The organism is Brevundimonas sp. UBA5713, assembly GCF_002419815.1.
In the GTDB taxonomy this organism is placed as follows: Bacteria; Pseudomonadota; Alphaproteobacteria; order Caulobacterales; family Caulobacteraceae; genus Brevundimonas.
The window spans coordinates 1-25988 of sequence record NZ_DIGV01000010.1 but is presented as its reverse complement, the minus strand read 5'-3'; the positions used below and the strand labels follow the sequence as shown (position 1 = coordinate 25988).

Annotated in this window: 27 protein-coding genes; 21 read left to right on the top strand and 6 right to left on the bottom strand. The window is 60.9% G+C overall.

Annotated features, from left to right (window positions below):
- Positions 1-126 precede the first annotated feature (126 nt).
- The 14 genes from B3B04_RS01300 to B3B04_RS01235 all read left to right on the top strand — a co-directional run bounded on the left by B3B04_RS01300 (position 127) and on the right by B3B04_RS01235 (position 13977).
- A complete protein-coding gene (locus tag B3B04_RS01300) occupies positions 127-486 on the top strand; it encodes a phage head closure protein (protein ID WP_292039036.1) in 360 nt (119 codons plus the stop codon).
- Complete coding sequence (locus B3B04_RS01295; RefSeq protein WP_292039033.1) at positions 479-901, top strand: hypothetical protein; 423 nt, start codon at positions 479-481, stop codon at positions 899-901. Before B3B04_RS01300 ends, B3B04_RS01295 begins: the two co-directional genes overlap by 8 nt.
- A complete protein-coding gene (locus B3B04_RS01290; RefSeq protein ID WP_292039031.1) occupies positions 898-1311 on the top strand; it encodes a DUF3168 domain-containing protein in 414 nt (137 codons plus the stop codon). Before B3B04_RS01295 ends, B3B04_RS01290 begins: the two co-directional genes overlap by 4 nt.
- 70 nt (positions 1312-1381) lie before the next feature.
- On the top strand, positions 1382-1816 hold the full coding sequence (locus B3B04_RS01285; RefSeq protein ID WP_292039027.1) for a phage tail tube protein: 435 nt from the start codon (positions 1382-1384) through the stop codon (positions 1814-1816).
- Positions 1816-2271 carry a gene transfer agent family protein gene (locus B3B04_RS01280; RefSeq protein ID WP_292039025.1) on the top strand — a complete coding sequence of 152 codons (456 nt, stop codon included), beginning with the start codon at positions 1816-1818 and terminating at the stop codon, positions 2269-2271. Before B3B04_RS01285 ends, B3B04_RS01280 begins: the two co-directional genes overlap by 1 nt.
- A gap of 157 nt (positions 2272-2428) precedes the next feature.
- Positions 2429-2800 carry a hypothetical protein gene (locus B3B04_RS01275; protein ID WP_292039022.1) on the top strand — a complete coding sequence of 124 codons (372 nt, stop codon included), beginning with the start codon at positions 2429-2431 and terminating at the stop codon, positions 2798-2800.
- 61 nt (positions 2801-2861) lie between these two features.
- Entirely contained in the window at positions 2862-5570 is a 2709-nt protein-coding gene (locus B3B04_RS01270; RefSeq protein ID WP_292039019.1) for a tape measure protein, read from the top strand.
- Positions 5570-6166, top strand: coding sequence for a hypothetical protein (locus tag B3B04_RS01265; RefSeq protein WP_292039015.1), 597 nt, complete (start codon positions 5570-5572; stop codon positions 6164-6166). Before B3B04_RS01270 ends, B3B04_RS01265 begins: the two co-directional genes overlap by 1 nt.
- Before the next feature lie 6 nt (positions 6167-6172).
- Positions 6173-6829 carry a hypothetical protein gene (locus tag B3B04_RS01260; protein ID WP_292039012.1) on the top strand — a complete coding sequence of 219 codons (657 nt, stop codon included), beginning with the start codon at positions 6173-6175 and terminating at the stop codon, positions 6827-6829.
- The gene (locus B3B04_RS01255) at positions 6829-7275 is read left to right on the top strand and encodes a DUF6950 family protein (protein ID WP_292039009.1); all 447 of its coding nucleotides are present in this window, start codon (positions 6829-6831) and stop codon (positions 7273-7275) included. Before B3B04_RS01260 ends, B3B04_RS01255 begins: the two co-directional genes overlap by 1 nt.
- Positions 7268-12904, top strand: coding sequence for a hypothetical protein (locus tag B3B04_RS01250; RefSeq protein WP_292039006.1), 5637 nt, complete (start codon positions 7268-7270; stop codon positions 12902-12904). The genes B3B04_RS01255 and B3B04_RS01250 overlap by 8 nt, the downstream gene beginning before the upstream one ends.
- Before the next feature lie 198 nt (positions 12905-13102).
- Positions 13103-13384, top strand: a complete 282-nt coding sequence (locus tag B3B04_RS01245; protein ID WP_292039003.1) for a hypothetical protein — start codon at positions 13103-13105, stop codon at positions 13382-13384.
- Between the two features lie 27 nt (positions 13385-13411).
- Positions 13412-13735 carry a hypothetical protein gene (locus B3B04_RS01240; protein ID WP_292039001.1) on the top strand — a complete coding sequence of 108 codons (324 nt, stop codon included), beginning with the start codon at positions 13412-13414 and terminating at the stop codon, positions 13733-13735.
- The gene (locus B3B04_RS01235) at positions 13732-13977 is read left to right on the top strand and encodes a hypothetical protein (protein WP_292038998.1); all 246 of its coding nucleotides are present in this window, start codon (positions 13732-13734) and stop codon (positions 13975-13977) included. Before B3B04_RS01240 ends, B3B04_RS01235 begins: the two co-directional genes overlap by 4 nt.
- A gap of 341 nt (positions 13978-14318) precedes the next feature.
- On the opposite strand, the gene B3B04_RS01230 is transcribed toward B3B04_RS01235, so the two are convergent.
- On the bottom strand, positions 14319-14525 hold the full coding sequence (locus B3B04_RS01230) for a CsbD family protein (protein WP_312128434.1): 207 nt from the start codon (positions 14523-14525) through the stop codon (positions 14319-14321).
- 574 nt (positions 14526-15099) lie between these two features.
- Between B3B04_RS01230 and B3B04_RS01225 the strand changes: the two genes are divergently transcribed.
- Positions 15100-15681, top strand: coding sequence for a glycoside hydrolase family 19 protein (locus B3B04_RS01225; protein ID WP_292038994.1), 582 nt, complete (start codon positions 15100-15102; stop codon positions 15679-15681).
- On the top strand, positions 15678-16058 hold the full coding sequence (locus B3B04_RS01220) for a hypothetical protein (protein ID WP_292038990.1): 381 nt from the start codon (positions 15678-15680) through the stop codon (positions 16056-16058). Before B3B04_RS01225 ends, B3B04_RS01220 begins: the two co-directional genes overlap by 4 nt.
- Positions 16059-16658: 600 nt before the next feature.
- Here the strand turns inward: B3B04_RS01220 and B3B04_RS01215 are convergent.
- The 3 genes from B3B04_RS01215 to B3B04_RS01205 form a co-directional block, all read right to left on the bottom strand.
- Entirely contained in the window at positions 16659-17366 is a 708-nt protein-coding gene (locus tag B3B04_RS01215) for an SOS response-associated peptidase family protein (RefSeq protein WP_292038987.1), read from the bottom strand.
- A gap of 287 nt (positions 17367-17653) precedes the next feature.
- Complete coding sequence (locus B3B04_RS01210; protein WP_292038984.1) at positions 17654-18280, bottom strand: hypothetical protein; 627 nt, start codon at positions 18278-18280, stop codon at positions 17654-17656.
- A 35-nt stretch (positions 18281-18315) separates the two neighbouring features.
- On the bottom strand, positions 18316-18654 hold the full coding sequence (locus tag B3B04_RS01205; RefSeq protein WP_292038981.1) for a hypothetical protein: 339 nt from the start codon (positions 18652-18654) through the stop codon (positions 18316-18318).
- Positions 18655-19673: 1019 nt separating this feature from the next.
- On the opposite strand from B3B04_RS01205, the gene B3B04_RS01200 reads away from it, so the two are divergent.
- Together B3B04_RS01200 and B3B04_RS01195 are read left to right on the top strand one after the other, a co-directional pair.
- Complete coding sequence (locus tag B3B04_RS01200; RefSeq protein WP_292038979.1) at positions 19674-20039, top strand: response regulator; 366 nt, start codon at positions 19674-19676, stop codon at positions 20037-20039.
- 122 nt (positions 20040-20161) lie between these two features.
- The gene (locus tag B3B04_RS01195) at positions 20162-20578 is read left to right on the top strand and encodes a hypothetical protein (RefSeq protein WP_292038978.1); all 417 of its coding nucleotides are present in this window, start codon (positions 20162-20164) and stop codon (positions 20576-20578) included.
- Between the two features lie 3 nt (positions 20579-20581).
- Here B3B04_RS01195 and fni read toward each other — a convergent pair whose 3' ends face one another.
- Positions 20582-21616: a type 2 isopentenyl-diphosphate Delta-isomerase gene (gene fni, locus B3B04_RS01190; RefSeq protein ID WP_292038976.1), complete on the bottom strand. Its 1035-nt coding sequence runs from the start codon at positions 21614-21616 to the stop codon at positions 20582-20584.
- 22 nt (positions 21617-21638) lie between these two features.
- Entirely contained in the window at positions 21639-23420 is a 1782-nt protein-coding gene (locus B3B04_RS01185; RefSeq protein ID WP_292038973.1) for a PPC domain-containing protein, read from the bottom strand.
- A gap of 102 nt (positions 23421-23522) precedes the next feature.
- Between B3B04_RS01185 and folD the strand changes: the two genes are divergently transcribed.
- The 3 genes from folD to B3B04_RS01170 all read left to right on the top strand — a co-directional run.
- Positions 23523-24449 carry a bifunctional methylenetetrahydrofolate dehydrogenase/methenyltetrahydrofolate cyclohydrolase FolD gene (gene folD, locus B3B04_RS01180; RefSeq protein ID WP_409516064.1) on the top strand — a complete coding sequence of 309 codons (927 nt, stop codon included), beginning with the start codon at positions 23523-23525 and terminating at the stop codon, positions 24447-24449.
- A gap of 117 nt (positions 24450-24566) precedes the next feature.
- The gene (locus tag B3B04_RS01175) at positions 24567-25241 is read left to right on the top strand and encodes a LemA family protein (RefSeq protein WP_292038970.1); all 675 of its coding nucleotides are present in this window, start codon (positions 24567-24569) and stop codon (positions 25239-25241) included.
- 12 nt (positions 25242-25253) lie between these two features.
- Positions 25254-25988, top strand: a 735-nt coding sequence (locus B3B04_RS01170; protein ID WP_292038967.1) for a TPM domain-containing protein, incomplete at its 3' end; no start/stop codon positions are given.

Here is a 25988-nt window from a genome sequence, read left to right as displayed (position 1 = left end):
CGCCAGAGGCTCCCCGGACCTGCATTGCGTATAAGGCCGGCTGGTCTGGTTCCGTGCGCAATCAGTGCGGACAGGATGCCATCACGGCGAAGAAGGCTGTGAAGGTCCCGACGCCAAGGCGAGACGATGCCAAAGCCTAAAGGCGCGGGCGACCTGCGCGACAGGGTCAAGTTTCAGCGCCGCCAAGAAGGCGCGGATGAATACGGAAACCCTGTCACCGGCTGGGAAGACCTCGGCATAGAGCGCTGGGCCAGCCTGCTCCCCGCACGCGGCGGAGAGCAAACCCAAGCCGGACGTATAGCGGGCAAGGCTCAGTGGGATTGCTGGGTGCGTTCTGACAGCCAGACCCGAACCATCACCCATACCGACCGCATAGTGGACGCTCGGGATAGCAGCCGAACCTTCAACATTTCTTTCGTTGGCGATATGGACGGCAATCGCCAGTGGCTGCTGATACAGGCCGTCTCGGGCGGGAATGATGGCTAGTGAGATCGAAAACATCGAGCGCCTGATGCGCAAGTTTGAGCGCATGTCGCCAGCAGTTCGCAAGGCCACCGGACAGCGCGTGTTTTTCGAGGCAGAGGCTATGGCCGCCGAGATGATTACTATCGCTCCGCGCGACGACGACCCGAACAACGGCGAGCAAATCCGCGATCACATCTACACCGAGGACGGCATCCTTGGTGACGTGTCGATGGTGGTCATAGCAGACGCCAAGGACGCCAGAGGAAGGCCCAAGGCTCCACCGGTCGAGTTGGGCCACAAGGACGCCAAGAGCGGCAAGATCGTTCCTGCAGAGCCCTTCTTCTGGCCGGTCGTCAGGCTGCGCCGAGCGGGCGCTGCGCGACGGATCAAGTCAGCCATGTCGAGGGCGGTGAAGAAGGAGGCCAAGGGCAAATGAGTGACCCTCAACTTCCTTTGCAGGCCGCCATGCTGGCTGCGGCCAAGACATCCGCAGCGGTTACCGCCCTGCTCGGCTCTGGGTCTGCGATCCGTTTCTACGACCGCACGCCTGACAAGCCAGACTATCCCATGGCCACCTTCGGCCCGATGCAGACCATTCCGGACTATGACGGTTGCGGGACGGTTTATGAGATCGCTGCGCAGGTCGATTGCTGGTCGATGGCTGTTGGCTTTCCAGAAGTGAAGCGCCTGACCGCAGCGATGGTCGCCGCTCTAGATCAAAAGCTATCCGTGACGGGCTGGACGGTTGACCGCCACCGCTGCACCGTCAGAACCCAACGCGAAGCCGATGGACTGACCAGCCGGTCGATCATCAGCCTTCGGTACTGGCTGCGCCCCGCGGCCTGACAGAACCCGCGCAAGCGGTCCTCCCCGCCCGCATCCATCGGGCCACCCCTAAAATGAAGGAGCATCCGCAATGCCGGATACTTACGTCTCGACGGTTTCGGGCGAGGAAATCCTCGTCCAGATTGGTGACGGCGCTTCGCCTGAAGTGTTCGCTCACGACTGCATGATCAACGGATCGCGCAGTTTCAACATGTCGGCCTCGACCAAGGACCAGACGATCCCAAATTGCACCGATCCGTCGAAGCCGGACAAAACGGTGCGCACCGTGGAAGCTGAGGACAGCACCATTTCAGGTGAAGGCAAGGTCCACAAGACCTCGCTGAAGACGTGGCTGGACCGCGTGGGCACGACCTTCAACGTTCGCGTTCTTGTAGCGGGGGCCTTCCAAGCCGCCGGGCTGTACATCCTGACCGAGTTTTCGCTCACGGGTACGGCGCGTGAATACGCTACGGCCTCGGTCACGCTGGTTCAGGCTGACAAGCCGACCATCACGGCAGGCACCTAATGAGCCGTAACGCCTTAGTCGAGGCCCCCTTCGGTGACGGCGTGCATCGCTTCCGGCTGGCCATTGGTCAGCTGGAAGAGTTGCAAGAAAAGACCGACTGCGGCCCCGAGGAACTGTGGAGCCGTGTCTCTCTCGGCACATGGCGAGTGCAAGACCTAATCCAAACCATCCGCCTTGGTCTAATCGGCGGCGGTTTGGATGCCATGTCTGCGCTGGCGTTGGTGGGCCGCTATGTCGATAGCGGCAACTTGGTCAGCCATAAGCCTCTCGTACAGAGCATCCTCGGCGCGGCTTTAGTGGGCGCTCCGGACGAGGACGCACGCGAGGGGGAGGATCAGGCGGGGAAGACGCCCCACTCCCCCGCCGAAAAATCCGCTTCGGCTACATCTACCAAGCGGGCGGGCAACTCGGGTGGTCGCCACAAGAAATCCGAGACGCCACCCTCTGGCAGCTGAAGCACGCCCATCGGGGTTGGCTCCGTTCGCAAGGTGTCGAGGACAAGGCAGGCGCGCCATCCGATGAGGCATTTGAGCGGGCCGTGAAGGCGGCGCGCGAGGCTCATTGGAGCTAAACGATCCGTGCTATACCTCCGGTTCTGATGGAGGGACGTACATGAAGCGATTGCTACTGGCGGCGGCGGTATCGTTGGGAGCTTGCGCTCAGCCGCAGGAACGAGCAGCGCCTGTCTATATCGATCCTAGTGTCTTCGAGCCGTATACAGAGCAGCAGTTCCCGCAGCTGTTTGCGACGATCGGGGAAGAAGAAATCACCGGTCGAATTCAGCGCCTCCGAGAGAACGCTGCCAATAGGGTTGGGCGCTCACCAGACTGCACAGTTGTCGAACGTTCGGAATATTCCGAGGCTCGATCAACACCCACTAACCCCCAGGTGTTCGTGGATTGCTCGAATGGCAAACGCTGGCGGATGACAGAGCGCGACGTGCTCTACCCCGCCGGTAAAGGCGAGCCGGTGGCAGGGCTCTGAGAGTGCTGCAAATGTGAATGGATGAGGCTCGCTTCGGCGGGCCTTTTTCTTTGGAGGCGTTATGGCCGAAGAAATCGAACGTCTCTTGGTGCGCATTGAGGCCAACGCCGAGCACTTTGAAAAATCTTTGCGCAAGATGAACGGCGAGCTGCGCAAGTCGCAGAAAGGCACTAACGACGCCCTACGTCGCATTCAAACCGATGTACAGCGCCAGTCGGCCCGCATGTTTTCGCCCATGGGTGACGCTCTTCGCAGGGAGATCGCTGGCTTTGCGGGTATCATGGCTGCTGCCTTCTCGGTGCGCCAGATTATCGATTACGCAGACGGGTACACCAATCTCCAAAACAGGCTGAAGGCTGCCGGGCTTGAGGGGCAGCGCCTCAAGGATGTGGAGAACGATTTATACGAGGCGGCTAACCGCAACGGGGTCGCAATCGACGCCGTAGCGCAGATGTACCAACGCGTGAGCCAATCGCGCAATCAGCTTGGGGCATCCGACGAACAGCTAATCGCTATGACCAATGGCGTTACAGCCGCGCTTCGCGTTCAAGGTGTTTCCGCGCAGGAAGCGGCGGGGCCGCTCCTCCAGCTGGGGCAAGCGCTGGGAGCAGGCACGGTGCGCGCAGAAGAGTTGAATAGCCTTCTGGAAGGCACTCCGATCATCTTGCAGGCGGCAGCCAATGGCTCGGCCCGCTTTGGAGGTGACATGCAGAAGCTGGCGGCGGCGATCCGAAAGGGAGAAGTTTCGTCGAAAGAGTTCTTTGCGGCTCTGCTCACCGGCTTGCCAGAACTGGAAGCACGAGCAGCCAATCTGCCGATGACCGTCGGCCAGGCGCTTCAGGCCTTGAATAACGAACTCGGCAAATATGTTGGGCGTGCTGACACCGGTCTCTCTGCGACAGCGCGCATGGCGCAAGCTATCGAGGCTCTTTCCGAGAACCTAGACACGATTATCCCTATCGTGGTCACGCTTACGGGTGTCATCGGCGCAGGGCTGGTGGCTTCGCTGACTGCTGCTGCGTCTGCAAAGCTTGCCGCCGCAGTCGCCGCCGCGCGCTTAACAAGCTTCCAAATCGCTATGACAGCGAGCATGACCGGAGCCACACGTGCTCAGGTCGCGCTCAATATGGCAATGGCCGCAAACCCCATCGGCCTCGTCGTAACCGCCGTCACGGCATTGGCTGGCGGGCTCTATCTGCTAATCGACAGATACAACAGCACTGCGGTAGCGCAGCGCCAGCTATCGGCACTCCAGTCGTCAGCCGAAGGTGCGCTGGCCGATTACCGACAAGCCGTATTGAACGCAGCGTCAGCAAGCGACGAAGAGCGAAAGGGCCTCATCGACAAGGCCAACGCTTTGCGACAAGTCACACAAGAGCGCATCAACGATATGCGGGTGATGGCTGCCCAGCAGCGGCTTGAGGCTGACGACGCGCGGGCTCGCGCGGCTGAGGAGCGCCGCCGAGCTGATGCCTATCGCGCAAGTAGCTCCGGAGCGGGCTGGTCTAATGCACGCGCGGCGCAGGTGGGTGGCAACGATGCCGCCGCGCGCGGGGCCGAGAGCTATGCGGCGCGGGCTGAAGCAGAGGCGCAAAAGGCCGAGGCCGACGTCAAGCGTCTATCCGATGCCTTGCGTGAGGCTCAAAACACACGACCTCCGAGCGTCGATCCGCTGGTGGAGAAGGACAAAGGCAAAACCAGTAAGGCAAGTGGCCCAACGCCCGAAGAGCTAGCCGAGCGCCGCCAAGTTCTATCACTTCAAATGCAGATCGAGGCAGCACAAGCCCGCGGCGATAAGGAAGCCGAGCGCTCGGCCCGAGCCCGTCTGGACACACTGCAACTCACCAAGCAGTTGACCGACGCCCAGATGGAGAACGCGGCCCAAGTGGCGCGGGATCACATTCAGATGCTGACCGAAGCCGAACTGGCCGAGGAGCGTTTGGGGGTACTGGTCCGCGAGAAGGCCAAGCGAGAGGACCAAGCCAAGAAGCGTCGCGAACAAGAGCGCGACGTGCTGATGGACAGCCTTGAAATCGAAGCTGAACTGGCTCGCCTTCGTGGTGATCCGGCAGCCATCGAGGCCGCCGAGCGTCGCCTGTTTGTCGAGCAGCGCATCACTGAGCTGATGGCCCAGCGCGAAGGCATGTCCCGAAAGGAAGCCAGCAACATCGCGAACAAAGAGTACGCGGACTTCAGCGATGCCGACCGCGAAGGGGCCATGCGCGACGAGTTCCGCCGCTCATTCCGTGACGGCATCAAAGCCGCCATGGATGGCGACGTGGGGGGCTTCTTCGAAAACATGGCCGACCGCTTCACCGATCGCATGTTGGATAACCTCGCGGACAACCTGTTCAACATCCTGTCCAACGCCATGAAGGGCATGAATGCGGGCGGCGGCGGTGGCTTCTGGTCGTCAATCATTGGCGCGTTCGGCGGGGGCTTCGGCGGCGGGCGCGCTGCTGGCGGGCCGGTCACGGCAGGAAGGCTTTATCGCATCAACGAGAACACGCCGAACAGCGAGTTCTTTATGCCGGGGACCAACGGGACTGTGCTCAACAGCGGGCAGGTCCGTGGCCTGCACTTGGGCGGTGGCGGTGGCACGGTCGTTCAGACACTCCAGTTCGATATGCGAGGCGCTGTAATGACCGAGGACTTGCTACGTCAGATGGATGCCAAGGCCAACGCCGCACGGTTGGGGGCTGTAGCGCAGGTTGCCAGTGTTTCAGCCCAGCAGCAGCGCAAGGGCCAGTTCAGGACGAGGGGACGCTAATGGCTCAACTGACCCTGCCTACCCTGCCTCGTTCGGCGACCTTCTCCGAGGAACCGGTCACGGCCGGATCTACACAGAAACCGGCGTGGGGCGGTCCTCTCCTGCCTCTTGAGCGCACCGGCGACCGGTGGGCGTTTGAGGTCGCTATTCCCGCACTGGAAGCAGCCACCTGCGGCGCAGCTTTCAAGCTGATCTTGGCCAAAGGCAAGCTGAATACCGTCATAATGGCGATCCCCGAGACGGGGATGCCTGCGCGGAACTATGGTGCCCCTAGAACGCGCACCTCGGGTGCCCAAGGCACCACCCTGCCCGTTAAGGGTCTGACACCCGGCGTTGTCATCCCCAACGGGAAATGGATCAATCTGGTCGTGGCAGGCCGCAACTATCTCTATCTCGTCGACGGCCAAGTCACAGCCAATAGCAGCGGTGAGGCCGACATCAAGGTTTGGCCCATGATCCGCCGCAGCGCTGCGGCGGACGCCACTGTCCGCATCGCAGACCCTGTTATCGAAGGCCACGTGCCGGTCTACGGCGGCGCTGCCGTCGATCAGATTGGCGCTGTCGCCCTGAACTTCCGGATCGAGGAAGCGGAGTAACAATCCATGGACCCTACACTTAAAGCCGCGTTGGCCCAGCCAGCGCGGACGTTCACGGCTGTCCGCATCGAGCTGCCGGATGGCGAGGGCACGTATGTCGTGCGCTTGCTCAATGGGGGTCAGGCCGTGGTGAGTGGCGAGACCTTCACCGGTCGTGACGCGCGCTTCGGCACCATTGAAAGCGTCAGCAACTTCACCGACGGCATCGACGATCAGGCCACCACGGGGCACATCGTCCTGCGACCCGCCACCGACGAGGCCATAGAAGTGCTGGCCAGCCCGCTCGCTCAGGGCGCACCAGTCGAAGTATTCCAAGGTGCGATCGATACCGACACCGGCGGCGTCTACGGCGTGGAGCTGCTGTTTCGCGGCGAGATCAACTACGGCGCTCTGGCCGCTGATGAAGACAACCGCGTCATGCGACTGGAGCTGGTGACCGAAGAGGCACGCGCCCTTGAGCCGAACGACGAGCGCCGCCTCAGCCACTCCTTCCACCAATCGATCTGGCCCGGCGAGCTGGGCTTGTCCCACGTCACAGGCGTCATTCAGCGCGACTTCTGGCGCATCCGCAAACCGGCCATGAGCTACGGCGGGGGCTCACTGGCTCCGGGCATGGGCGGCTCCGGAGGCGGGTATTTCGACAGCCGGATGGACCTTTACTGATGCGTGAGATTGTTCGACGCGAAGCGGCTGTCCGCGCCTGCCTGAAGCGCTTTGCCGGTCGTCAGATGCAGCCGGGCGTGGCCGACTGCGTGAAGCTGGCCGCTCACTCCATGCACAAGATGGGCGTGGCCGTGCCGCTCCTGAAGGGTGTTCGCTACCGCTCTGAACTAGGGGCAGCCAAGGTCCTGAAAGAAAAGGGCTTCGCTGATCTGGTGGAAGCCATGGATGCGCTGGGCTTCGTGCGTATCGCTCCGGCCATGGCTTGGCCTGCTGACATTGTGGCCGGTCGCAGCCGTGAAGACGGCCCGTTCTCCTATGCCCTGTCAGTTGTTCATGAATACGGCGCAGCCCGCACCATCGCGTTTGGCCCTGACGGCAAATGCTCGGTCGGTATTCCCGACCTTTCCCACCCCGACACCGTAGCCTGGAGGGTTGCGCATGGCTGAGATGGCAGCAGCAGCTTGGGCCGCAGTAAAGGCGGCCAGCGCCTATGTTGTTGGTTCGATGAAGGCTGTGGCTGCGGGCACGGCAACTGCTGGCCAAGTAGCCACCTATGTTGCGGTCACTGTGGGCGGCAGCATGGCTATGAGCGCCGCTGCACAGGCCCTGATGAAGCCGAACGTCGGCGGACGCGCGCCCGGCGAGTGGGTAGCCGATCCCAATGCCGGCATTCCGTTCGCCATCGGCCCACGCATCGGCGTGGGCGGCAACATTGTCTACAAGAACACGTGGGGCAAGGATAACGAGTACAAGGGCATCGTCAGCGTCGTGTCAGGCGCCGGGCCTATCACAGGCTATCTCGGTTTCACTGCAGACAAGGAGGCTGTGACCTTCTCGGGGGATGCCGCCACGGGCCGCTACTCCGGCCAGATGTGGATGCGCCGCACGATGGGCAATCAGCCCGATGTGGCTTTGTCCGATCCGAGCATGCCCGGCTGGGGTGCCAACTATAAGCTTTCTGGCAAAGCCTCCTTCCTTTGGGTGCTTAAACAGGACAGCAAGTTCTCGGTCTATCCGCAGGGCGAGCCATCCCCCATCCATGTGGTGAGCGGGATCAAGGGCTATGACCCCCGATTTGACGACACCTTCCCCGGTGGCTCCGGCACCTGTCGTCTAGGTGTGCCCGCAACATATCGCACCATCACCAATCCCATCATCGCGGATCTGAACTGGTGCTTGGGCCTGAAGGAAAACGGCAAGGTCGTCGGAGGTCTCGGGGCTTCCCCAGCCGCGATCCACTGGCCCGCCTACACCCGCGCCGCCAACATCGCTGACGCGAACGGCTGGGTGGTCGCTGCCCTGCCCCGTTCGGACGAGCCGAAGTCGGAGATACGCGCGGCCTTCCTGCAGGCCGGTGGCGCAGTCATTAGCCGCCAAGCGGGCCTGATCAGCTGCGTCAGCCGCGGCGCTCCCAAGTCGCCCGTCATGACGATCTCGGCTGCCGATACTGCTGGTCCGATTGAGCTGGACACAGCAGCCAATGTGCTGAACCGCCTGAACCAGATCACGCCTCGCTACCTGAGCGAAGCCCATGACTGGCAGCTGGTCGCAGCGGCACCGGTCACGTCGTCTGTCTATCTGGCGGAAGACCGTGGCCGCGTGCGTTCGGACCAACGCGACTATCCCTATGTGCCGAGCGCCAAACAGGCCGCCGAACTGGCCGCTCTGGACTTGGCGAACAGCCGTGAAGGCATTGCCGGCCGTTGGCCCTTGAAGGCGTTCTGCCGCGACCTGGAGCCCGGCGATGTGTTCACCGTGGACGAGCCGGGCATGCTGCTCGACGGTATGGACTTCCTTGTCCTTCACCGCGAGTTCGAGCCTGCGATGTCTACGGTTTACGTCACCTTCGTTTCCGAGACTGCCGGCAAGGTTGACTGGGCCTTAGGTCGCACACCTAACCCGCCGCCCACACCGGCGCTCTCGGCGCGCGTAGACCTCAGCCCGCCTGCTGGTGGGGATTGGTCGGTCTCGCTGCCGACGCCGGTGCCTGGCAATGTCCAAGTGCCGATGGCCACTATCACCATCAGCATCGACAACGCCCGCGCGGAAAGTCTGATCGTTGAGAAAGGACCGTCCGCAACTGGCCCATGGCGACTGATTAAGGACGTGGCGATCAACGGCAGCGCCTTGACGGTGCCGCTACACGAGCTCGCGCCCAACGAAGTCTTCTGGCTGGCTCTGAGCTACCGCGCATCAGACACTGGCTTGTCGGTACGGGATGTCAAAGGCCCCTTTACGGCGGGCAATCTGGTGGCGGGTGATACCACTCACCTTAAAGGCGAGCCCGTACAAGACGTTCTGGACCGTCTGGTCGGCGTCGAGGCTATTTCGGCCAGCAACGAGGCCGCAGTCGAGGATCTGGAAGAGGTTTTCGGCGATACGGTTTCGGCGGCACAGTCGGCTGCCGAGGCAGCAGCAGCAGCAGCAAACGCGATCACAGCCAAGGCCGATGCTATCATTGCCAGTAGCGATGCGGAGGGCTTCAGTACCGCCGCATCGGATGCGGCTACCGCAGCTGCGGGAGATGCGGCCTCTGCGTTGAGCAGTAAGAATGCTGCGGCGACATCAGCGTCGAATGCGGCAACCAGCGCCAGTAATGCATCTGGTCACGCCTCGACCGCCAGCACTCAGGCGGGAGCCGCTGCGGCTTCTGCCACAGATGCCGCTAACCGTGCCACCGCTGCCGCAGGATCTGCGACGACGGCCTCCACTAAAGCCACGGAAGCGGGTAACAGCGCTTCGGCTGCTAATGCGGCCAAGGTGTCGGCAGAAAGTGCGAGGGACGCCGCCAGTGGATCGGCTTCGGCGGCGTCGGGTTCGGCGTCATCGGCTGCCACGTCGGCCACTAATGCAGGCACTTCAGCCACTGCGGCAAATAATGCAAAAACCGCAGCAGAGACGGCTCGTGGACAGGCACAAACCTTCGCCTCCAATGCGTCGAACGCGGCAACCTCGGCAGAAGCGTCGGCGTCAACGGCCTCCACTCAAGCAGGACTCGCCACGACCGCCCGCAATCAAGCGGACGGCTTTGCATCGGCGGCCCAAACGTCCCGCAACCAGGCGTCTAGCTTTGCAGACGCAGCGGGTATTTCGGCGGGGGCGTCGCAGTCTTCAGCGGTGACGGCATCCACGGCGGCGGGCCAAGCGACGGCGGCGGCGGTGTCTTCTATCCCGGCCACTATTTCTTCGCGGCTTTGGACGCATGGCACCACTAGCGGTCAAGGTGCTGACCGCCCGGACCTTCTGGCGGTCCACCTGACGGGCGCGACGTTTACGGGCGTGACTATGGCCGGACCTAAACAGCGTTTGCCGTGGTCAGACGGCGCAGTTTATGAACTGCGGTCTGTTGTATCCGCTCCATCCGGGGCGGCGGCCATCGTTCGTCACATAGCATCGCAAGCCGACTCTGATTTTGGCCATGTGACATGGAGCAGCGTCGGCTCTGGGGTGGTTACGATTCCGGCTGGCGAGACGGCCGAGGTTAAAACCCTCGTGTCCCTTGGTGTGACTCGTCCCGGCGCTACCCGCGTCGTGAAGAACGCGGCGGCGGCGTGGGTTAGTTTTGCAATCAACAACAACGTGGGCGGGCCGGGTATTGTTAGGAGTCTTACGGTCCACGAAATGACGGCCAAGGCGGGGGCTGAGGACGCGGCCAGCGCGGCGGCCACCTCGGCGTCCGACGCCTCGGCCAGTATGACGGCTGCCGGGTCTTCGGCCTCGGCAGCCCAGACGGCCCGCACGGGCGCGGAAACGGCGCGAGGTCAAGCTCAAACGGCAGCGACTAATGCGGCTGGTTCTGCGACTAATGCGGCTGGTTCAGCCTCAAGCGCCTCGACCTCTGCATCAAACGCCGCGACCTCGCGCGATCAGGCGTCGGGCTTTGCCACTGCGGCATCGGGCTCGGCTTCGACAGCCTCGACCAAGGCCACCGAGGCCGGTAACAGCGCCACAGCAGCCAACGCCAGCAAAGTCGCAGCAGAGAGCGCAAGGGATGGCGCTGCCAGTAGTGCGGCGGCGGCAGTCACCTCGGCTTCGACGGCATCAACGAAGGCCACAGAGGCAGGCAACAGCGCCAGTGCCGCCGAAGGCGCGGCTACCCGTGCTGAAACTGCTGAAAGTCAGGCGCTGACGTACCGCAATCAGGCGTCATCCGCGAAAGATGATGCTGTCGCCGCGAGTGTGTCTGCGGGAACCTCAGCTCAGTTTGCCCTTGGTGGAGCGCTGGCGACGTTTCCGCCTGTCGTGGCACCGGAATACTGGACCCTTGCCAGTTCTCCCGGCCTTCCAGCCGAGCGTCCCAATATTGGGGCCAGCACGGTTTCCAACGGGCGATATGTCGGCACCGCGTTGTGTGGCCCGAAGCAGCGGGTTCAGTGGTTGGACCAACGGGTCATCGAACTCTCGGCAGAGGTTCATAACCCGAACACTACACCCAGTCAGTTTGCGTTCGCGGCCTTCCGATTTACCGAGGCGCTGACCTATCTGACGTGGAACACCGTCGGACCTATCGGCACGATTCAGGCCGGTGAGACGGTCACCTACACCATCCGTTTCGTCATGGGGTCAGGCGTCCCCGGTGCCGCGAACTTTGCTCGCAATGACGCGGTGTGGGTGGGCTTCGGCGTTCGCAATAATCTGGTTTCGGGAAATACCCCGGTAGAGGTTGGGCCGATTGTGGCCCGCGATGTGACCTCGGAGGTCGCGGCGCAAGCCCATGCGGCGACAGCCTTGACCCAAAGCAGTATTGCGACGGATGCGGCTGCGGAAGCGACCCTGAATGCGAACCTTGCAGCGGCGCTTAGTACTGGGTCTATCAACCAAAATCCTGCGTTTACTGATTATCCATCCTCAGCCACGGTTCCGGCCACGTGGTCAATCTGGGGTTCGGCAGGGACTACCACGCGCGTTTCAGACGCTTCTACCGGCAACTCCGTCCAGCAAGCCGTCGCCGGCGCGGGTACTTATGGCCTTTCGCAACTGAACATCCCAGCCTCGCCTGAAGGGGAATGGGTAGTGTTAGAGGCTGACTTTCAACGCCAGAGCGGCACGTTCGTGGGGGCCACGATTGAGGTTCAGGCCCGCAACGTGAACACCATTGTGAAGTCTTCCGGTAACATAAACATCCGGGATACTATCGGGACGCCTGGGACCATCGGCGCGGTTTACCGTGTCCGCCGATTGATCGACCTTCGCGGGGCAAACATTACCCGATATCAAATCTATCTTAAGGCCAGGTCCGCCCAGAATGACGAACCGCTGACCATCCGGTGGAACCGGGCGCTTATCCGTCCGGCCACCGCTGAAGAGATCGCTGCGGGCACGGTCTTGCCGAATGTCGAGGCGCAGCTGGCCATCACGGCTGCGGTCGCGGCGGATGCGCAAACCCGACTGTCCTCGGTGGCGTTCAATGTCACCGGTGGCGCTGGGGGTGACCCCTTCGATGTGAACCTGACTGCGGGCCCAAACGGTTCGGCCGCTTCGCTCACAGCGACCAAGATCAGGCTAAGAAACGTCGTCAACAATCAGGTTATCGATGCCCTGATCGTAGAGGGCGGTAAGGCTCGGTTTGGCAGCAATGTCGAGATCGCAGGCAACCTGGTCGTCGCGGGATCGATCGACACGCCCCAGCTCAAAAACGGTGCCGTATCCAAGGGTGCTTCGGCAGCCTCTACCGCGTCAACAAGCGTCGGTCTGAACACTTGGACCGATCTGCTGAGCGTCGCCATGACAACAGCGGGCGGCGAGGTGTCTATCGACTTTGGTGCCCAAGTGTCCGTCGTAAACTCGCAGGGGCCAAACGCGGTTGTCGAGGTGCGCTTTATGCGCGGGTCGACCGTTCTTGAAACCATGCAGATCATGGACGTGCTGGGTGCGCAGACCATCTACGTCCAAGGGAGCATGGACCCGTTCCAGACCTACGTTCAGATCAACTCGGTCGTCTCCACCTACATCCACCCCTTCACCGTGGACACCGGAGCCCCTGCCGGTTCTCACACGTGGAAAGTCCAGATGCGCTCTCAGGCGGGCGCAACCGTCGGGGCCAAAAAGATGCGCCTTCAGGAGATGAAGCGATGACCTCAGCATATTTTGTCGTCGTCGATCCAGCAGACGGCACCATCCTCCGCACCGGCCAGTGCTGGCCTGAAGATGCTGCGCTTCAGGGCGACACAGTACTGGTCTTCTCGGAGGCCCCTCTTGTCGCGGCCCACACGCACCGGTGGGCCGCAAATGACCTCTCCTTCGTTTCTATCAGCGAAAGCCCAAGGACTGACAATGTCAGATAAAGAAGCCAATCGTGCCCTGCTTCAGCCGCTTATCGAGGCAGGCATTGGGGCCGACGTGCCCCTTGATCTCACGGTCCAGCAGCTGACCCAACTGCTGCGGGGCAATGTAGCGGGCATGACCACGCTCGATCCGCTGATGCCTAACCTGCTGACCAGCACGGCAGGGGTGATGGAGACGTTGCACAACCGTGTCCGTCGCCTCTGGGACGAGAATGCGGAGCCAGCAGCTGAGCCGGAAGACGACGCGCCGCCCGAAGATCAGGCTGGCTGACCCTTTGTAAATCACTAGGAGGCGCACATGACGCCATCTGTTTGGGTCGCCATGGCTGGCCTGTTCGCGGGCCTGTTTGTTCAGGTGGCCGTGTTTGCCTTCATGCTGGGCCGGTTGTCCCAGCGCGTCACCACTCTGGAGCGTGACGGCTCTGCGTTGCAGGGTATCCGCGATGCCGTCACCAAGCTGACGGTTCAAATGGACACCGCCCAAGGCGACATCAGCCACATCAGCCGTGACGTGAGCGGCCTGCAAAGATCGCTCTCGAACATCGTCACCGACCGCGCCAGCAAGACGGTAGAGTTACCAGCGACGCCGCCACGCCAGCGCAGACGCGGAGGCCAAGAATGAGCCGCCGCCCTCCCCGCTGGTGGCCCAAGGTCATCAACCTGCCCCGCACCACGACCATTCTCGCTCTGGGCTTTCTAGCTGGAAACCTGCTGTTCCTGCCCATGATCGCATGGCTGGGCGACATGGTGGCCGAGCGTTACGCCGACGCCGTGATGCTGGTGGCGTCGATGTTCAAGGACGGCATGCTGCTGATCCTCGGCTTCTACTTTGGCCGAAACACGAGTGCGGAGAGTCGGCAGTGACCATCAGCCTTCGGAACTCAGACGACGAAAACTACTCTTCCGGGGGCGGCGGAAGCGACTTCACATAATTCTTCAATTGGCCGCAAGGTCATTCCGTTAAGGGTTAGGCTTGCCCCGTGGTCCAAGTTTCGCGCAATTTTAACTAGCTCGGCAACGGGACGGGTATCGGCATAGAGAACTATGCTTCCTCCGCAGGCCGCAAGCTTTTTGAGATCATCGCTAGATCTAGACTGCATGCTGCTCCCCCAGATTATGCAACTTAGGTGCTCATGTAATGAGGACCATAAGCGCTCTCCGCGCCCTCGGCAAGAAAAGGCCCGCCGAAGCGGACCTCTCTGTCATCAGGACTGTGTTTTATACCAGTCGTCGACCTGTTGGCGCGTCGTCTGCGCGTCGGTCCCGTAATGCTGTTGAATGCGACCTTCGAGTTCTTGGCGATTGCCGTTGATTTGGGTCAGGTCGTCATCAGTGAGCTTGCCCCACTGTTGTTTGACCTTGCCCGAAAACTCGTTCCAGTTGCCTTCAACGCGGTCTTTCCAGTCAGCCATTTCGGTTTCTCCCTAATGGCCCCCCGCAGTAAATAGTTAACGCAAGGACAGCTTTGTGGTTGCGGGCAATTATAAAAACAGCCGGACTATCGCGCTCCTCAGATCGTAGATCGTATAGGCCAACGCCGCGGCAAACAGCGTTGCTACGCTGACCAACAGAACGTTGCTAGGTTTGTATTCGCGCATTACCGCCTCGCGTATGAGGCGAGGTCCTGCGGCGATCCCCCAGATCAACGCAGGACTAGACTTGAAAGATACGCTCAAGCGGCTCTCGTAAGAGCTCCTCGCACGCCACAAGATATGAGGCGGGTTGTCCATAGCTCGTCTTTCAGCGTTCTGTAAATCCCCGATATCCGCATTCCTGAGACGAAATATCATCAGCGGCGAGGGTCCTGCTTCCCGAGTTGAAGCAGGACCATGCGGGCTGGGGGGATGGGATAGCCTCACAGAGCAGGCGGTAGGCTGCTCCTCGCATCGCGACGCTGACGAGCTTCGCAACGCCGCCTTGATAGCAAACGCGTCACGGGCGCGAAAGCCTTCAGCGCGTTTTTTCACACAAAACAAGGACATACAAATGCTCGACGCTCGTCGTTTGCAGCAGCGCCTTGGCGTGCCTGCTGATGGGATCATCGGACGAGGTACGCTCACGGCCTTGTTCGCCAAAATGGGGGCAGGCCCGGCCATAGCCGCCGAACTGGCCCTTGCCGCCAACGTGCACTTCCGCACCTACGGCATCCTCAACAGCGGGCTGAGGCTCGCCCATTTCATGGGGCAATGCGCGCATGAGAGCGGCGGCTTCCGATACATGGAAGAGATCGCCAGCGGTGCCGCCTATGAAGGCCGCAGAGACCTCGGGAATACCCAGAGCGGCGACGGTCGCAGATACAAAGGCCGCGGACCAATCCAACTGACTGGTAGGGCGAACTACCGCCGCGTCGGACGTCTGATCGGGATGGACCTCGAAAGCCACCCGGACATGGTGTCCCGTCCTTCAGTTGGGTTGCTTGTCGGGTGTGTCTATTGGTCCGAGCGCAACCTGAATGCCAAGGCGGATGCTGACGACCTTCTCGGCCTGACCCGGGCTATCAACGGCGGGACCAACGGGCTTGAAGATCGCAGGGTCAAGACAGCCAAAGCCAAGGCGCTGATCCTATGAGCTGGATCCGTTCACTCAGCACTCTCGGCTGGGCCGTCGTCGCCATCATCGCTTTGACCTTGGTGCTGCTAGCCACCTGTGCTCGCCAGAACGCAAGGGAAGCGGCCCAAGTCCGTCGCGCATCTGAAGAACGTTCGCAAACGCTCGAACAGGCGCGTCAGGCCGACACGCAGGCCAGCGAAGACCGGCTGTTCGATATCCAAGTCAACCTCAACCGCGAAAAGGAACGAACCGATGCGGTCTCTACGTTGCCTGATGCTCCCTCTAGCCCTGTTCAGCGCCGCCTGTATTGCGTCTGGCTGCGCGACCAAGGCATCCGAGACGCGGATCTACCCGCCGATTGCCGATCTGACGCTCGAAGCCAAGCCACTCGCTGACCCTGCGGGGATCGAAAGCGAACAGGCCTTCATAGACCATGTGATCGCGCTAGAAATGTGGGGCGAACGCGGCTGGGACACCGTCGCGCGACTGTGTCGGTGGCACGTCGATATGGGTATGAGTGGACTTAGGTGCCCGCCCCGGCATCCGAATCCGTTGCGGAACGGCGTTTTGTAAGGTCCCAGTACTTGAACATTGGGAAGGGGAACCACGCGAACTCATAACGATGCCCACCCCACCAACGCCGAGCAAAGATCTCGGCCCCGTTCTTTGACTTGTGTGAACGTCCTATAGCTTCAGCTACACGTTGATGACATTCAACTCGGGGTGTGGGTAGATCGCAAAATCAATTCGACTTCCTTGATCCGCCGCTCACGCATCGATCTTAGAAGATCTTTCAGGTTGCGTCCATGAACCGACTTCTGAGGATCGGTGGCGGAGATAAGACGGTCCAACTGATCAATCTGACCACAGAGAGACGTGATGTCGGCTAACCAGTGGCCTGTCATGGTAATCCTCCCAACCAACCGCAACAGTTAAGCATAACAGAGGTTCCGTGGTCGAAGTGCCGATCGAAATATGGACTTTCAGCAGCTCGTTCAGACCAAAATCTCGACCAAGGCATCATTTGGTAAGGGGCGCTGTAGCACTTTCGCCAAATCCCACGGCCCATTCATCCACATCTCAATATCGTCCGGTTCGGTCAAAATCACCGGCATGGCTTTTGGATGAACAGACTTCACTGGCTCACTAGGATCGGTTGTTAAGAATGCGTACAGGTCGGCAGTTTCCCAGCCGGTCTTGATTTTGCGTACGCCTTCCCAGCCTTGCAGGTGGATGCCCGCGAAGAAAGCTAGCGGATCTGCTTCGTCTTGGGAGAGCTTAAACCACACTGGACGATATTTGCCATCAGCAGTTCTGCCTGGCTCGCTGAATGCAGTGAAAGGCACAAGGCACCGGTGCTCTGGCGTCAGCCACCGCTTCCAGTGCTGGGATGAAGTGTTGCGGACATTTGTGGTCCCCCCGTCCGGCTCCATCTTCAGCAGTTCGTCGAAATCGACCTCTTTGCCCCTAGCCCGCAGCTTGTCCGCTCGCTTCGTGGCAGCGTCGAGGATCGCTTTACGTGATGACGGCATGCCCCAGCGGGCTGTGGTTAGGATGCGCTCGTCTCCCTCCATCCGCACGATCGGCGCGGCATAGTCAGGATAGATGTCACCCGGTTCCAGATTACCGGCAGCGTTACGCGCGGCCTGCGCCGCCTTCATGATGGCCGCTGGCCCGGCCTTTTGGGCATATAGGTTGCACATAGCCGGAACCTTTCGAAGCAGCTTTCATTTAATCACCTGCAGAGGCGGCTGACCGGAGCAGCACCCGCCAATACGGCTGCTCCCCCAATCTCGTGCGACCACATTAGGCTCATCTGGCTTGGTCAGCGCGGTTTCCATAAATTATTGTTGCAATGACTACATCCGCCGAGCTCAGCCAGCTGGTGCCAAAATTTTGCAGCTGCACCCCGTATGGATGCAAGGCCACAACAACACGCAATAATGGCCCAAAGTAAAGAAAAGGCCCCCGTTTCCGAGGGCCTTTTAGCTTAGCGGTACCGCGCCCGCTCGGCGTTGATCTGCTCTAATGTGTAAGGGGCTGACTGCGTGTCAAATCGCTCCCATCCCTCCTCACGGTAGGTAACACCGCGCGTCGAGGCTTCGAAACTGCTATGGGATGCGAGAATGCTTTCAGCACGTTCCCGCTTATGATCAGGGACTTTTACGCTGACTAGCGTGCCGCCACGTCGAACAGCTTCTGCATAGATGTGGGCGTCCTCATCGCTGTGACCTGCTTCCTTAAGAGCACCGAGCAGTCCGCCAGTCGCCCCGCCGGCCGCAGCCCCGACTGCCGCACCTACGGCTGCTGATGCCAGCCAGCCTGCGGCAACAACCGGCCCAAGTCCCGGAATAGCCAGCATGCCTAGACCCGCGAGAACACCGGCACCTGCACCAAGAGCACCGCCTGTCACGGCACCTTTTCCGGCGCCTTCAGCAACTTCGTTATCATCATCCGCTAAAACGGCATCGTTTTGATGTCGATGGCCTGCATGCCAGTTGTCAGCATTATTGGATACTATGCTGATGTCCGAGGCGCTGAAGCCTTCAGCTTCAAGTGCCGACACGGCTGCGAGTGCATTGGTGTGATGGTCGAAAAGTCGAGTAATCGTTTCCATGGTAATCCTCGAGAAATGCAAGTGATAAATGCCTGTTATTTGGGAACTACAGCGCCCTTATAATCGACAGATACCGTGGTGCTGTTTCCGTTTTTCGTCGCCGTTGCGGACCAAATTCCATCGTCACCTTGGGTCAGCGGTCCGATGTCTGTGTATCCTTGGCCTTCGATCGCCGCCCTAGCTTGCGCTTCGGTGAAGGAGTTCGCCCCGGGCGTTAGGGTTGAGATATTTTCGTCACCGGTGGCAGAATTACGTGGAGCTTCGGACGGCGAAACAACTGGTCCTTCGACACTGCCACGGTCTGAAGAATTGTCGTTACCGCAGGCAGCAAGCAACAAGCCGGACGACACGATAGTGGGTATTAGCCATTTCATAGTCACACCTCTAAAAAGCCTGAAAATGAAAGGTAAAAAGAGCTAACTTTGTTCCGACTGATAAATAATTGTTGTTTTGGAACGAATACGTCTGAGGATCCTATGGAGCTTAATTGATAAGCTAGTGCGCTAATTGATTTGTGCTTACCGAAGCGATCGATTGCCTTAGCGCCTGACGTTAAGGCTTGAGTTCATAAGCGCACGTCGACGGTCTTCTTGGCCCCAAGTTCATACCACCTGCATCATCGGAACCTCTCAGGATAAACCGTCGTTCTTCAATGGCAGAGGCGGCTGTAGGGTCAGTGGCCCGGCAATATGCGCTGACCCGCTAACTCCCACAGAACAATCGGCTCACCACCCCGACCTGTGACGCGAACCGTCATGGCTGGCCCGCGCGCTCCGCATCGGTCGCACTTCAAGCGCGGCTGCAAGGTCCGCAGCGGCACACGCTTCGTCCTGTCCGGCCAGTGTGCAGTCGCAGGCCCGACCCTCTGGCCGCACCGACAATGCAGTTCCAGCCGATCCCCCGGATGAAGATCACACAGCCTGACGTCTGGTCCGAATGGCTCACACATGAGCGGGGCATAGCGCGAAAAGAACAGATTGTGAACCAAACCCTAGTTGCTCTCTGGTTCGATTGAACCGGAAGGGCCCTATATTCTTGTTCTGTTCACGGTCAAATGGCAAAATAAGGCACGGTGTGGCCTATACATTTCAATGTTTTAGCCGCAGGGAGACCCGTTCACACCGAGGGGGTCACAGGTTCAATCCCTGTCGCGTCCACCATCTTCCCCTCCCCACGCGTCATACCACTGTTGTTTACAGTTTGATCTGTATGCAGATTTTACGTTCGCATACAAAAAATGACACGATATCGGCACCAACGTCATCTTCAGGCGTTGCTATATCGGTATGTAGCGCCGGAGGCCTATTCGGGGCCCTTGGAAAGCTGTGCGGGGGTGGGTGTGTTGACTTGGACTCCTCGCGCGCAGTGTCACCGCCTAATTCAGGTTGCTTGAATGACTGACACCCTTGCGGATCGCCGCATTCTGATTGTCGAGGATGAGTCCCTTGTCTCCATGCTGTTGGAGACAATCTTGGAAGATTTAGGGTGCACCACCGTCGGGCCGGCCGGCTCTGTGACGGAAGGTCTTGAACTGGCCACCGGCGGCCAGATGGATGCAGCCCTTCTTGACGTGAATGTTGCTGGCGAATTGGTTTTTCCGATTGCCCAAACACTGAGAGATCGCGGCGTGCCGTTCGTCTTTTCCACCGGCTATGGCGAAGGGGGCCTGCCGGAGGAATGGCGGGGCAACACCACGATTCAAAAGCCTTTTACCGAAAGCGCGGTGCGCGACGCGCTATTGAAAGCTCTTACCGCCTGACCAAAGCCTCAAACCGCCCGATCCCGTTTGTCGGGGATGGCTAATCGCCGGGCTTTGCGGTTTCCTTGGTGCCATCGCGGCAATGGGGATATAAGTCCGCGTGGTTTGAGTAAGAGGTCACGATGTACAACAAGGCTTCTGTTTGGGGTTCGGCTGCACTGATACTGACGGCTCTGGGCTTGGCAGGCTGCTCCGACAGCCGACCGGGCCAGACCGTTGACGGCCCTGCCCTGCACATCGACGTGGTCGCCCCCAAAGAGCCGGAACTGGCCGAAACCAGCGGCAAACTATCCGTTGGCGAGTTGACCGATGCCTATGACCACGCGGAAACCCTACAGCGCGCCGCCCCCGTCGAAGACGCCGACGACTACGTGACCTGGGACAACGGTGCGTGGGCGGCAGAGACGGGAACCGGTGACGTGCCCGTCGAAAAGCGCGTCTATCGCAGCGATGACGGCTTTGAGGCTCACAAACCCCAGCCGGACAAGCGCAAGGACAGCGATTATGACGGGCGTTTCTTCGAAGAAGAACAGCCCTGACGCCTAGCTGTTCAGGATCAGCGGCACACGCTTGAGCGCCGCCAGATTGCTGGCGTTGACGCAGAAGCAAGTGGTGCGCAGCTGACGCTCCAGCAGCTGGAAATAGGCAACGACGTCCTCTGTCGACCGCGTTGCCGCCTCGATCACGCCGGAGGCCACGCCCACGATATCGGCCCCCAGCCTGATGGCCTTGGCAGCCTGCACACCGTCGCGGATGCCGCCTGATCCGATCACCACCACGTCCGGCAGGGCATTGCGGACCTCGGCAATTGCACGGGCCGTTGGAATACCCCAGTCAGCAAATGCCGCGGCGTGTGCCCTGTCCAACGGGCTCTCTGCGCGCTCGCCTTCGATAAGCGCCCAGTTGGCACCGCCTGCCCCTGCCACGTCGATGGCATGCGCGCCCATGGCGACCAGTCGCTCTGCCGTCTTGGCCGAAATACCTGCGCCGGTTTCCTTGACGATGACCGGCCTATCCAGATCGCGGATCAAGGCGTGCAGGGCGGAGGCGACACCCCACCAATCGCGATCACCTTCCGGCTGACAGGCTTCCTGCAGGGGGTTCAGGTGCACGATAAGCGCATCGGCATCGATCATATCGATCAGCCGCTTGACCTCGTCGCGACCAAAGCCGCGCGTCAGTTGCGCCGCACCGATGTTGGCCAAAATAGGCACTTCGGGCGCGCGGTCGCGCAACGACCGATCCAGGCCCGCCGCGCCACCGCCGTCTTCCAGCGCGGTCCGCTGCGATCCGACGGCAAGAGCAATGCCCAGATGCTGGGCGGCCTCTGCCAGTCGCAGGTTGATATCGGCGGCCCGCGCGGGGCCACCGGTCATCGAACTGATCAGAAACGGTGCTCTCAAGCGACGATTGAGAAAGTCAGCGCCCAGATCGATCCGGTCGTAATCCACGTCCGGCAAGGCTTCGTGGACAAATCGCCAGTCCTCGAAGCCGGTCGTGGTGAGATGCTGCCCGCGGCCCGACAGCACCACGTCCAGATGCTGATCCTTGCGAGAGACTGTCGGGGACGCGGACATTTACACCACTTAGGTTACAGCATCAGGGCTGACGTTCGACCGTCAGTATATATTCGCCTGTCGAGTTGGGAGCAAAGCTGGTTGCCCGCACCACGTACTCGCCTTCGCGCGGGGCCGTCCAGTTCAGGCGCGCATGGGTGTCCGAAAGGCCGTCGTCGTCAGACGCCAGCTCGCGGAACTCGCCGTTGCGGATCTGGCCAACCCTCACCAAGGCATCAAAGCCTTGCGCTGCCATGATAAAGCGCAGCTTCTCGTCGGCCTTGGCCTGGAAGACGTAGTCGTCAAAGAACGCCCCGCCATCGGCCGTGTTGTCTCGATCGGAAAGCGAGGAGCGGACGGTGCTTCCCACCAGCACGCTGCCCGGTTTGGGATCAGGTCCACGATCGCTGAGTTCGATATCATAGGCTCCGCGATCATCGCCAAACGGACGGGCACGGATCACATAGTCGCCCGCTTCGGGGGCTTCGAACAGCAGGCGCGCGTTCAGCCCCTGCCCCAAACCGTCATCGTCCTCGGCAAGGGTTTCAAAAGGTTTGGCATCCCGTCCGATCTCCAGATAGGAATCAAAGTCCGCCGAGCGCATGACCACCTGAACTCGCTGCCCCTCGGTCAAGGACACCGTATAGGCGTCGTATCGGTAACTGTCCGCTGACGCATCCTCGTCGGTGATTTCACCATCGACCTTGGTGTTGAATGCCAGCGAAGACGGCGGCGGCGGCGGCGCTACGGTCTCGACCTTGATCTCGAAATCGCCAGTGATACCCGACGACAAGGGGCGCGCCTCGATGGTGTAGACCGCGTCTTCCTCGGGATGTAGCTGCAGCCGCGAGTTCAAGTCACCACCGCTGTCATCATCGGCAGCAATGCTTTTATCGTGAGGATCAAAAACCTCGAGGTAGGTGTCAAAGTCGTCCGAGGTCAGCGCGACTTCGTAGCTCTCTCCAGCCCGCACATTCAGGCTGTAGTAGACTGATCGGCCACCGCTCATATTCTGCGGGCTCTTGTCATCGATGCGACCGGCAACCGGCTCGCCGATTGCCAGCGGCAAAGAAACCGGACGTGGCGGTCCGTTCTCGACGCTGACGGCATAACGCCCTTCGGCACTACCCGCGAGAGAACGGGCGCGTATATCGAACTCGCCGCTCTCGGGAGCCGTGAACACCAGATAGGAGTTCAGATCCTCGCCATCGTCATTGCTGGCCAATTCCTGATAGACACCATTGCGGCTCTGTCCGACCGATAGATAGGGGTCGAAGTCATCGGATTTCAGGCGAATGGCGACGCGATCCCCGCGATCCAGTCGCAGGCGATACAGGTCAAAGCTGTTGCCTTCATCATCTTCCGCACTGCGCGAGCCGAGGCGGCCATTAACAGTGCGGCCAATGGCAATGCGGTTGGCACGAGCCTCACGCGCGGGGGCGTTGTTCACCTCCAGCGTAGCCTGACCGGATTCCTGAAAGCCTAGAGCACCGACGCGCAGGATGTAGCGTCCCGCCTCGCCGGGTGTGAACACCAGACGGGAATCAACACTGTCACTAAAGCCATCGTCGTTGCTGGCCAAGGCATCGTCGGTGGCACCCTCCAGATAGATCTCCTGATAGGAATCGATATCCGAGGAACGCATTACGGATTCGATTCTCTGGCCGACGCGCAGTTCCAGCACGTAATCAACGCCCTCGTCCGGCACAGCCACCGAAACGCTCCTGCCGATCGTGATCGGCCCTCCCTGTTCCTGAGCCAATGAAGGCGAAGCCGCCAAAGACAGCACAGCAAGGCTGCACGCCAGAAACAGAGAGTTTTTCATGGATCGCCCTTCAAGTGGTCGCACATCATAGACGTGGATGCGCGGTCACTGTAAATCGCCGCCATTCCAAATCTGTTCCGTACCGTCAGGAGCCTTTGCCACATGACCGCCGAAATCAACCCTGCGCAGATCATCGACGGCAAGGCGTTTTCCGCCAAACTGGTCGAGCGCGTGGCTGAAGCCTCCGCCTCGCTGGAAGCCAAAACGGGCGTGAAGCCCGGTTTGGCCGTGGTCATCGTGGGCGAAGACCCTGCCAGCCAGCTCTATGTCCGCAACAAGGGCGAGACCACGCTTAAGGCCGGTATGCGTTCGGACACGCACCGCCTGCCGGACACCACAACCCAGAACGAACTGCTGGCCCTGATCGCCGAGCTGAATGCCGATACCGGCATCCACGGCATTCTGGTGCAGCTGCCCCTGCCCGCCCACATCGACGCCAACGCCGTGCTGGACGCGATTTCGCCGGACAAGGACGTGGACGGCTTCCACGTGGTGAATGCGGGCCGTCTGGCCGTGGGTCAGGACGGCTTGGTGCCGTGCACGCCGCTGGGCTGTTTGATGCTGCTGAAAGACCAGCTGGGCGATCTGTCGGGCCTGAACGCCGTGATCGTGGGTCGCTCCAACATTGTAGGCAAGCCGATGGCCCAGCTTCTGCTGGGCGAAAGCTGCACCGTCACCGTTGCCCATTCGCGCACCAAGGACCTGCCGGGCCTTTGCCGCACCGCGGACATTCTGGTCGCCGCCGTGGGTCGTCCGGAAATGATCAAGGGCGACTGGATCAAGGACGGGGCCACTGTCATCGATGTCGGCATCAACCGCGTGCCGTCCAAGGATCCGGTCAAGGCCGCCGAAGGCAAGACCCGTGTGGTCGGTGACGTCGCGTTCGAGGAAGCCTCCAAGGTCGCCGGTCGCATCACCCCGGTTCCGGGCGGCGTGGGCCCGATGACCATTGCCTGCCTGCTGGTGAACACCTACACCGCCGCCTGTCGCACCGCGGGCGTCCAGCCAGACGACTTGCTGGCCCGCTAAACGTCCATCGAGGCGTATTTTTACAGGGCGATGGGGCCTTTCCTCTTGCGCAGAGGCCCCTTCGCCCCCCTATCCTATGTTCAGCATCGGTCATCGTGACCGACAGGAGGACGCTAAATGGCTGGTATTTCCCCCCGCGTGGCAACCGTTGCAGCAGTGATCGCTCTGGCTCCGGCCGTTGGTGCCTGCGGCTACAACACCATTCCGACCAAGCAGGAACGCGCCGAAGCCGCCTGGGCCGATGTCCAGAGCCAGTATCAGCGCCGTGCCGATCTGGTGCCGAATCTGGTCGCCACCGTCCAAGGTGCCGCCGTTCAGGAACGCACCACCCTGACGCAGGTCATCGAAGCCCGCGCCAAGGCCACCAGCATCAACGTCAACGCTGACGATCCCGCGTCCTTCCAACAATTCCAGGCCGCCCAAGGCGAGCTGAGCAGCGCCCTGTCGCGCCTGTTGGTGACGGTCGAGGCCTATCCGCAGTTGCAGTCGAACCAGAACTTCCTGACGCTGCAGTCGCAACTGGAAGGCACTGAAAACCGCATCCAGATCGCCCGCCGCGACTATAACGAAGCCGTTCGCGACTATAACACCACCCTGCGCACCTTCCCGAGCATCATCTGGGCCAAGACCCTGCACTCGGGCTCCAAGGAAATGCAGCTGTTCACCGCTACGGCCGATGCACAAAACGCACCGAACGTGAACTTCGACGCCCTTAACCCCGCTGCTCAACCGGGCGGTAATGCCGCTCCGGTCGCGCCGGGCTCGGCTCCCGCTGCCGCACCTGCCGGTTAAGGCGACACATCGATGAAAAGGGCCGTCGCCCTTCTGTTTGTTCTGGGTCTGTGGTTGGGAACGGCACTGCCGCTTCCGGCCATGGCCCAGAATGTCGCAGATTTTCCGCCGCTGACCGGTCGGGTCGTCGACAATGCCGAAATTCTGACCCCCGAGCAGGAAGCCCAGCTGACCTCCAAGCTACAGGCGCTGGAAGGCCAGACGACAGACCAGTTGGTGGTTGTCACCCTGCCGACGCTGGGTGGCTACGACATTGCCGACTACGGCTATCGGCTGGGCCGTCACTGGGGCATTGGTCAGGGCGAAGCCAACAACGGTATCCTGCTGTTGGTGGCCCCCAACGACCGCATGGTCCGCATCGAGGTCGGCTATGGCCTCGAAGGCGTTATGACCGATGCGTATTCCTCGGTCATCATCCGCAATGACATCCTGCCTCCGTTCCGCGAGGGCGATTATTTCCGCGGCATCGATGCCGGTGTGAATGCCATTGCCACGCAACTGACGCTCGATCCCGAAGAAGCGCAAGCGCGCGCGGCAGAGATGGTGGCGACACAGGAGGATGATGGCGGGCTTCTGATCATTGGCATCATCTTCCTGGTCTTTAGCGTGGTGACCGTCGGGGGTGCCGTGGCCGGTGCCGCTGCGGGTGGCCGTGGTCGCCGCGTTTCCGGTGCGGTAGACGGCGCAGGCGTGGTCCTTTGGACGACGGCGCAAATTCTGTCCTCGCTGGCCAGCAGCGGCGGCGGT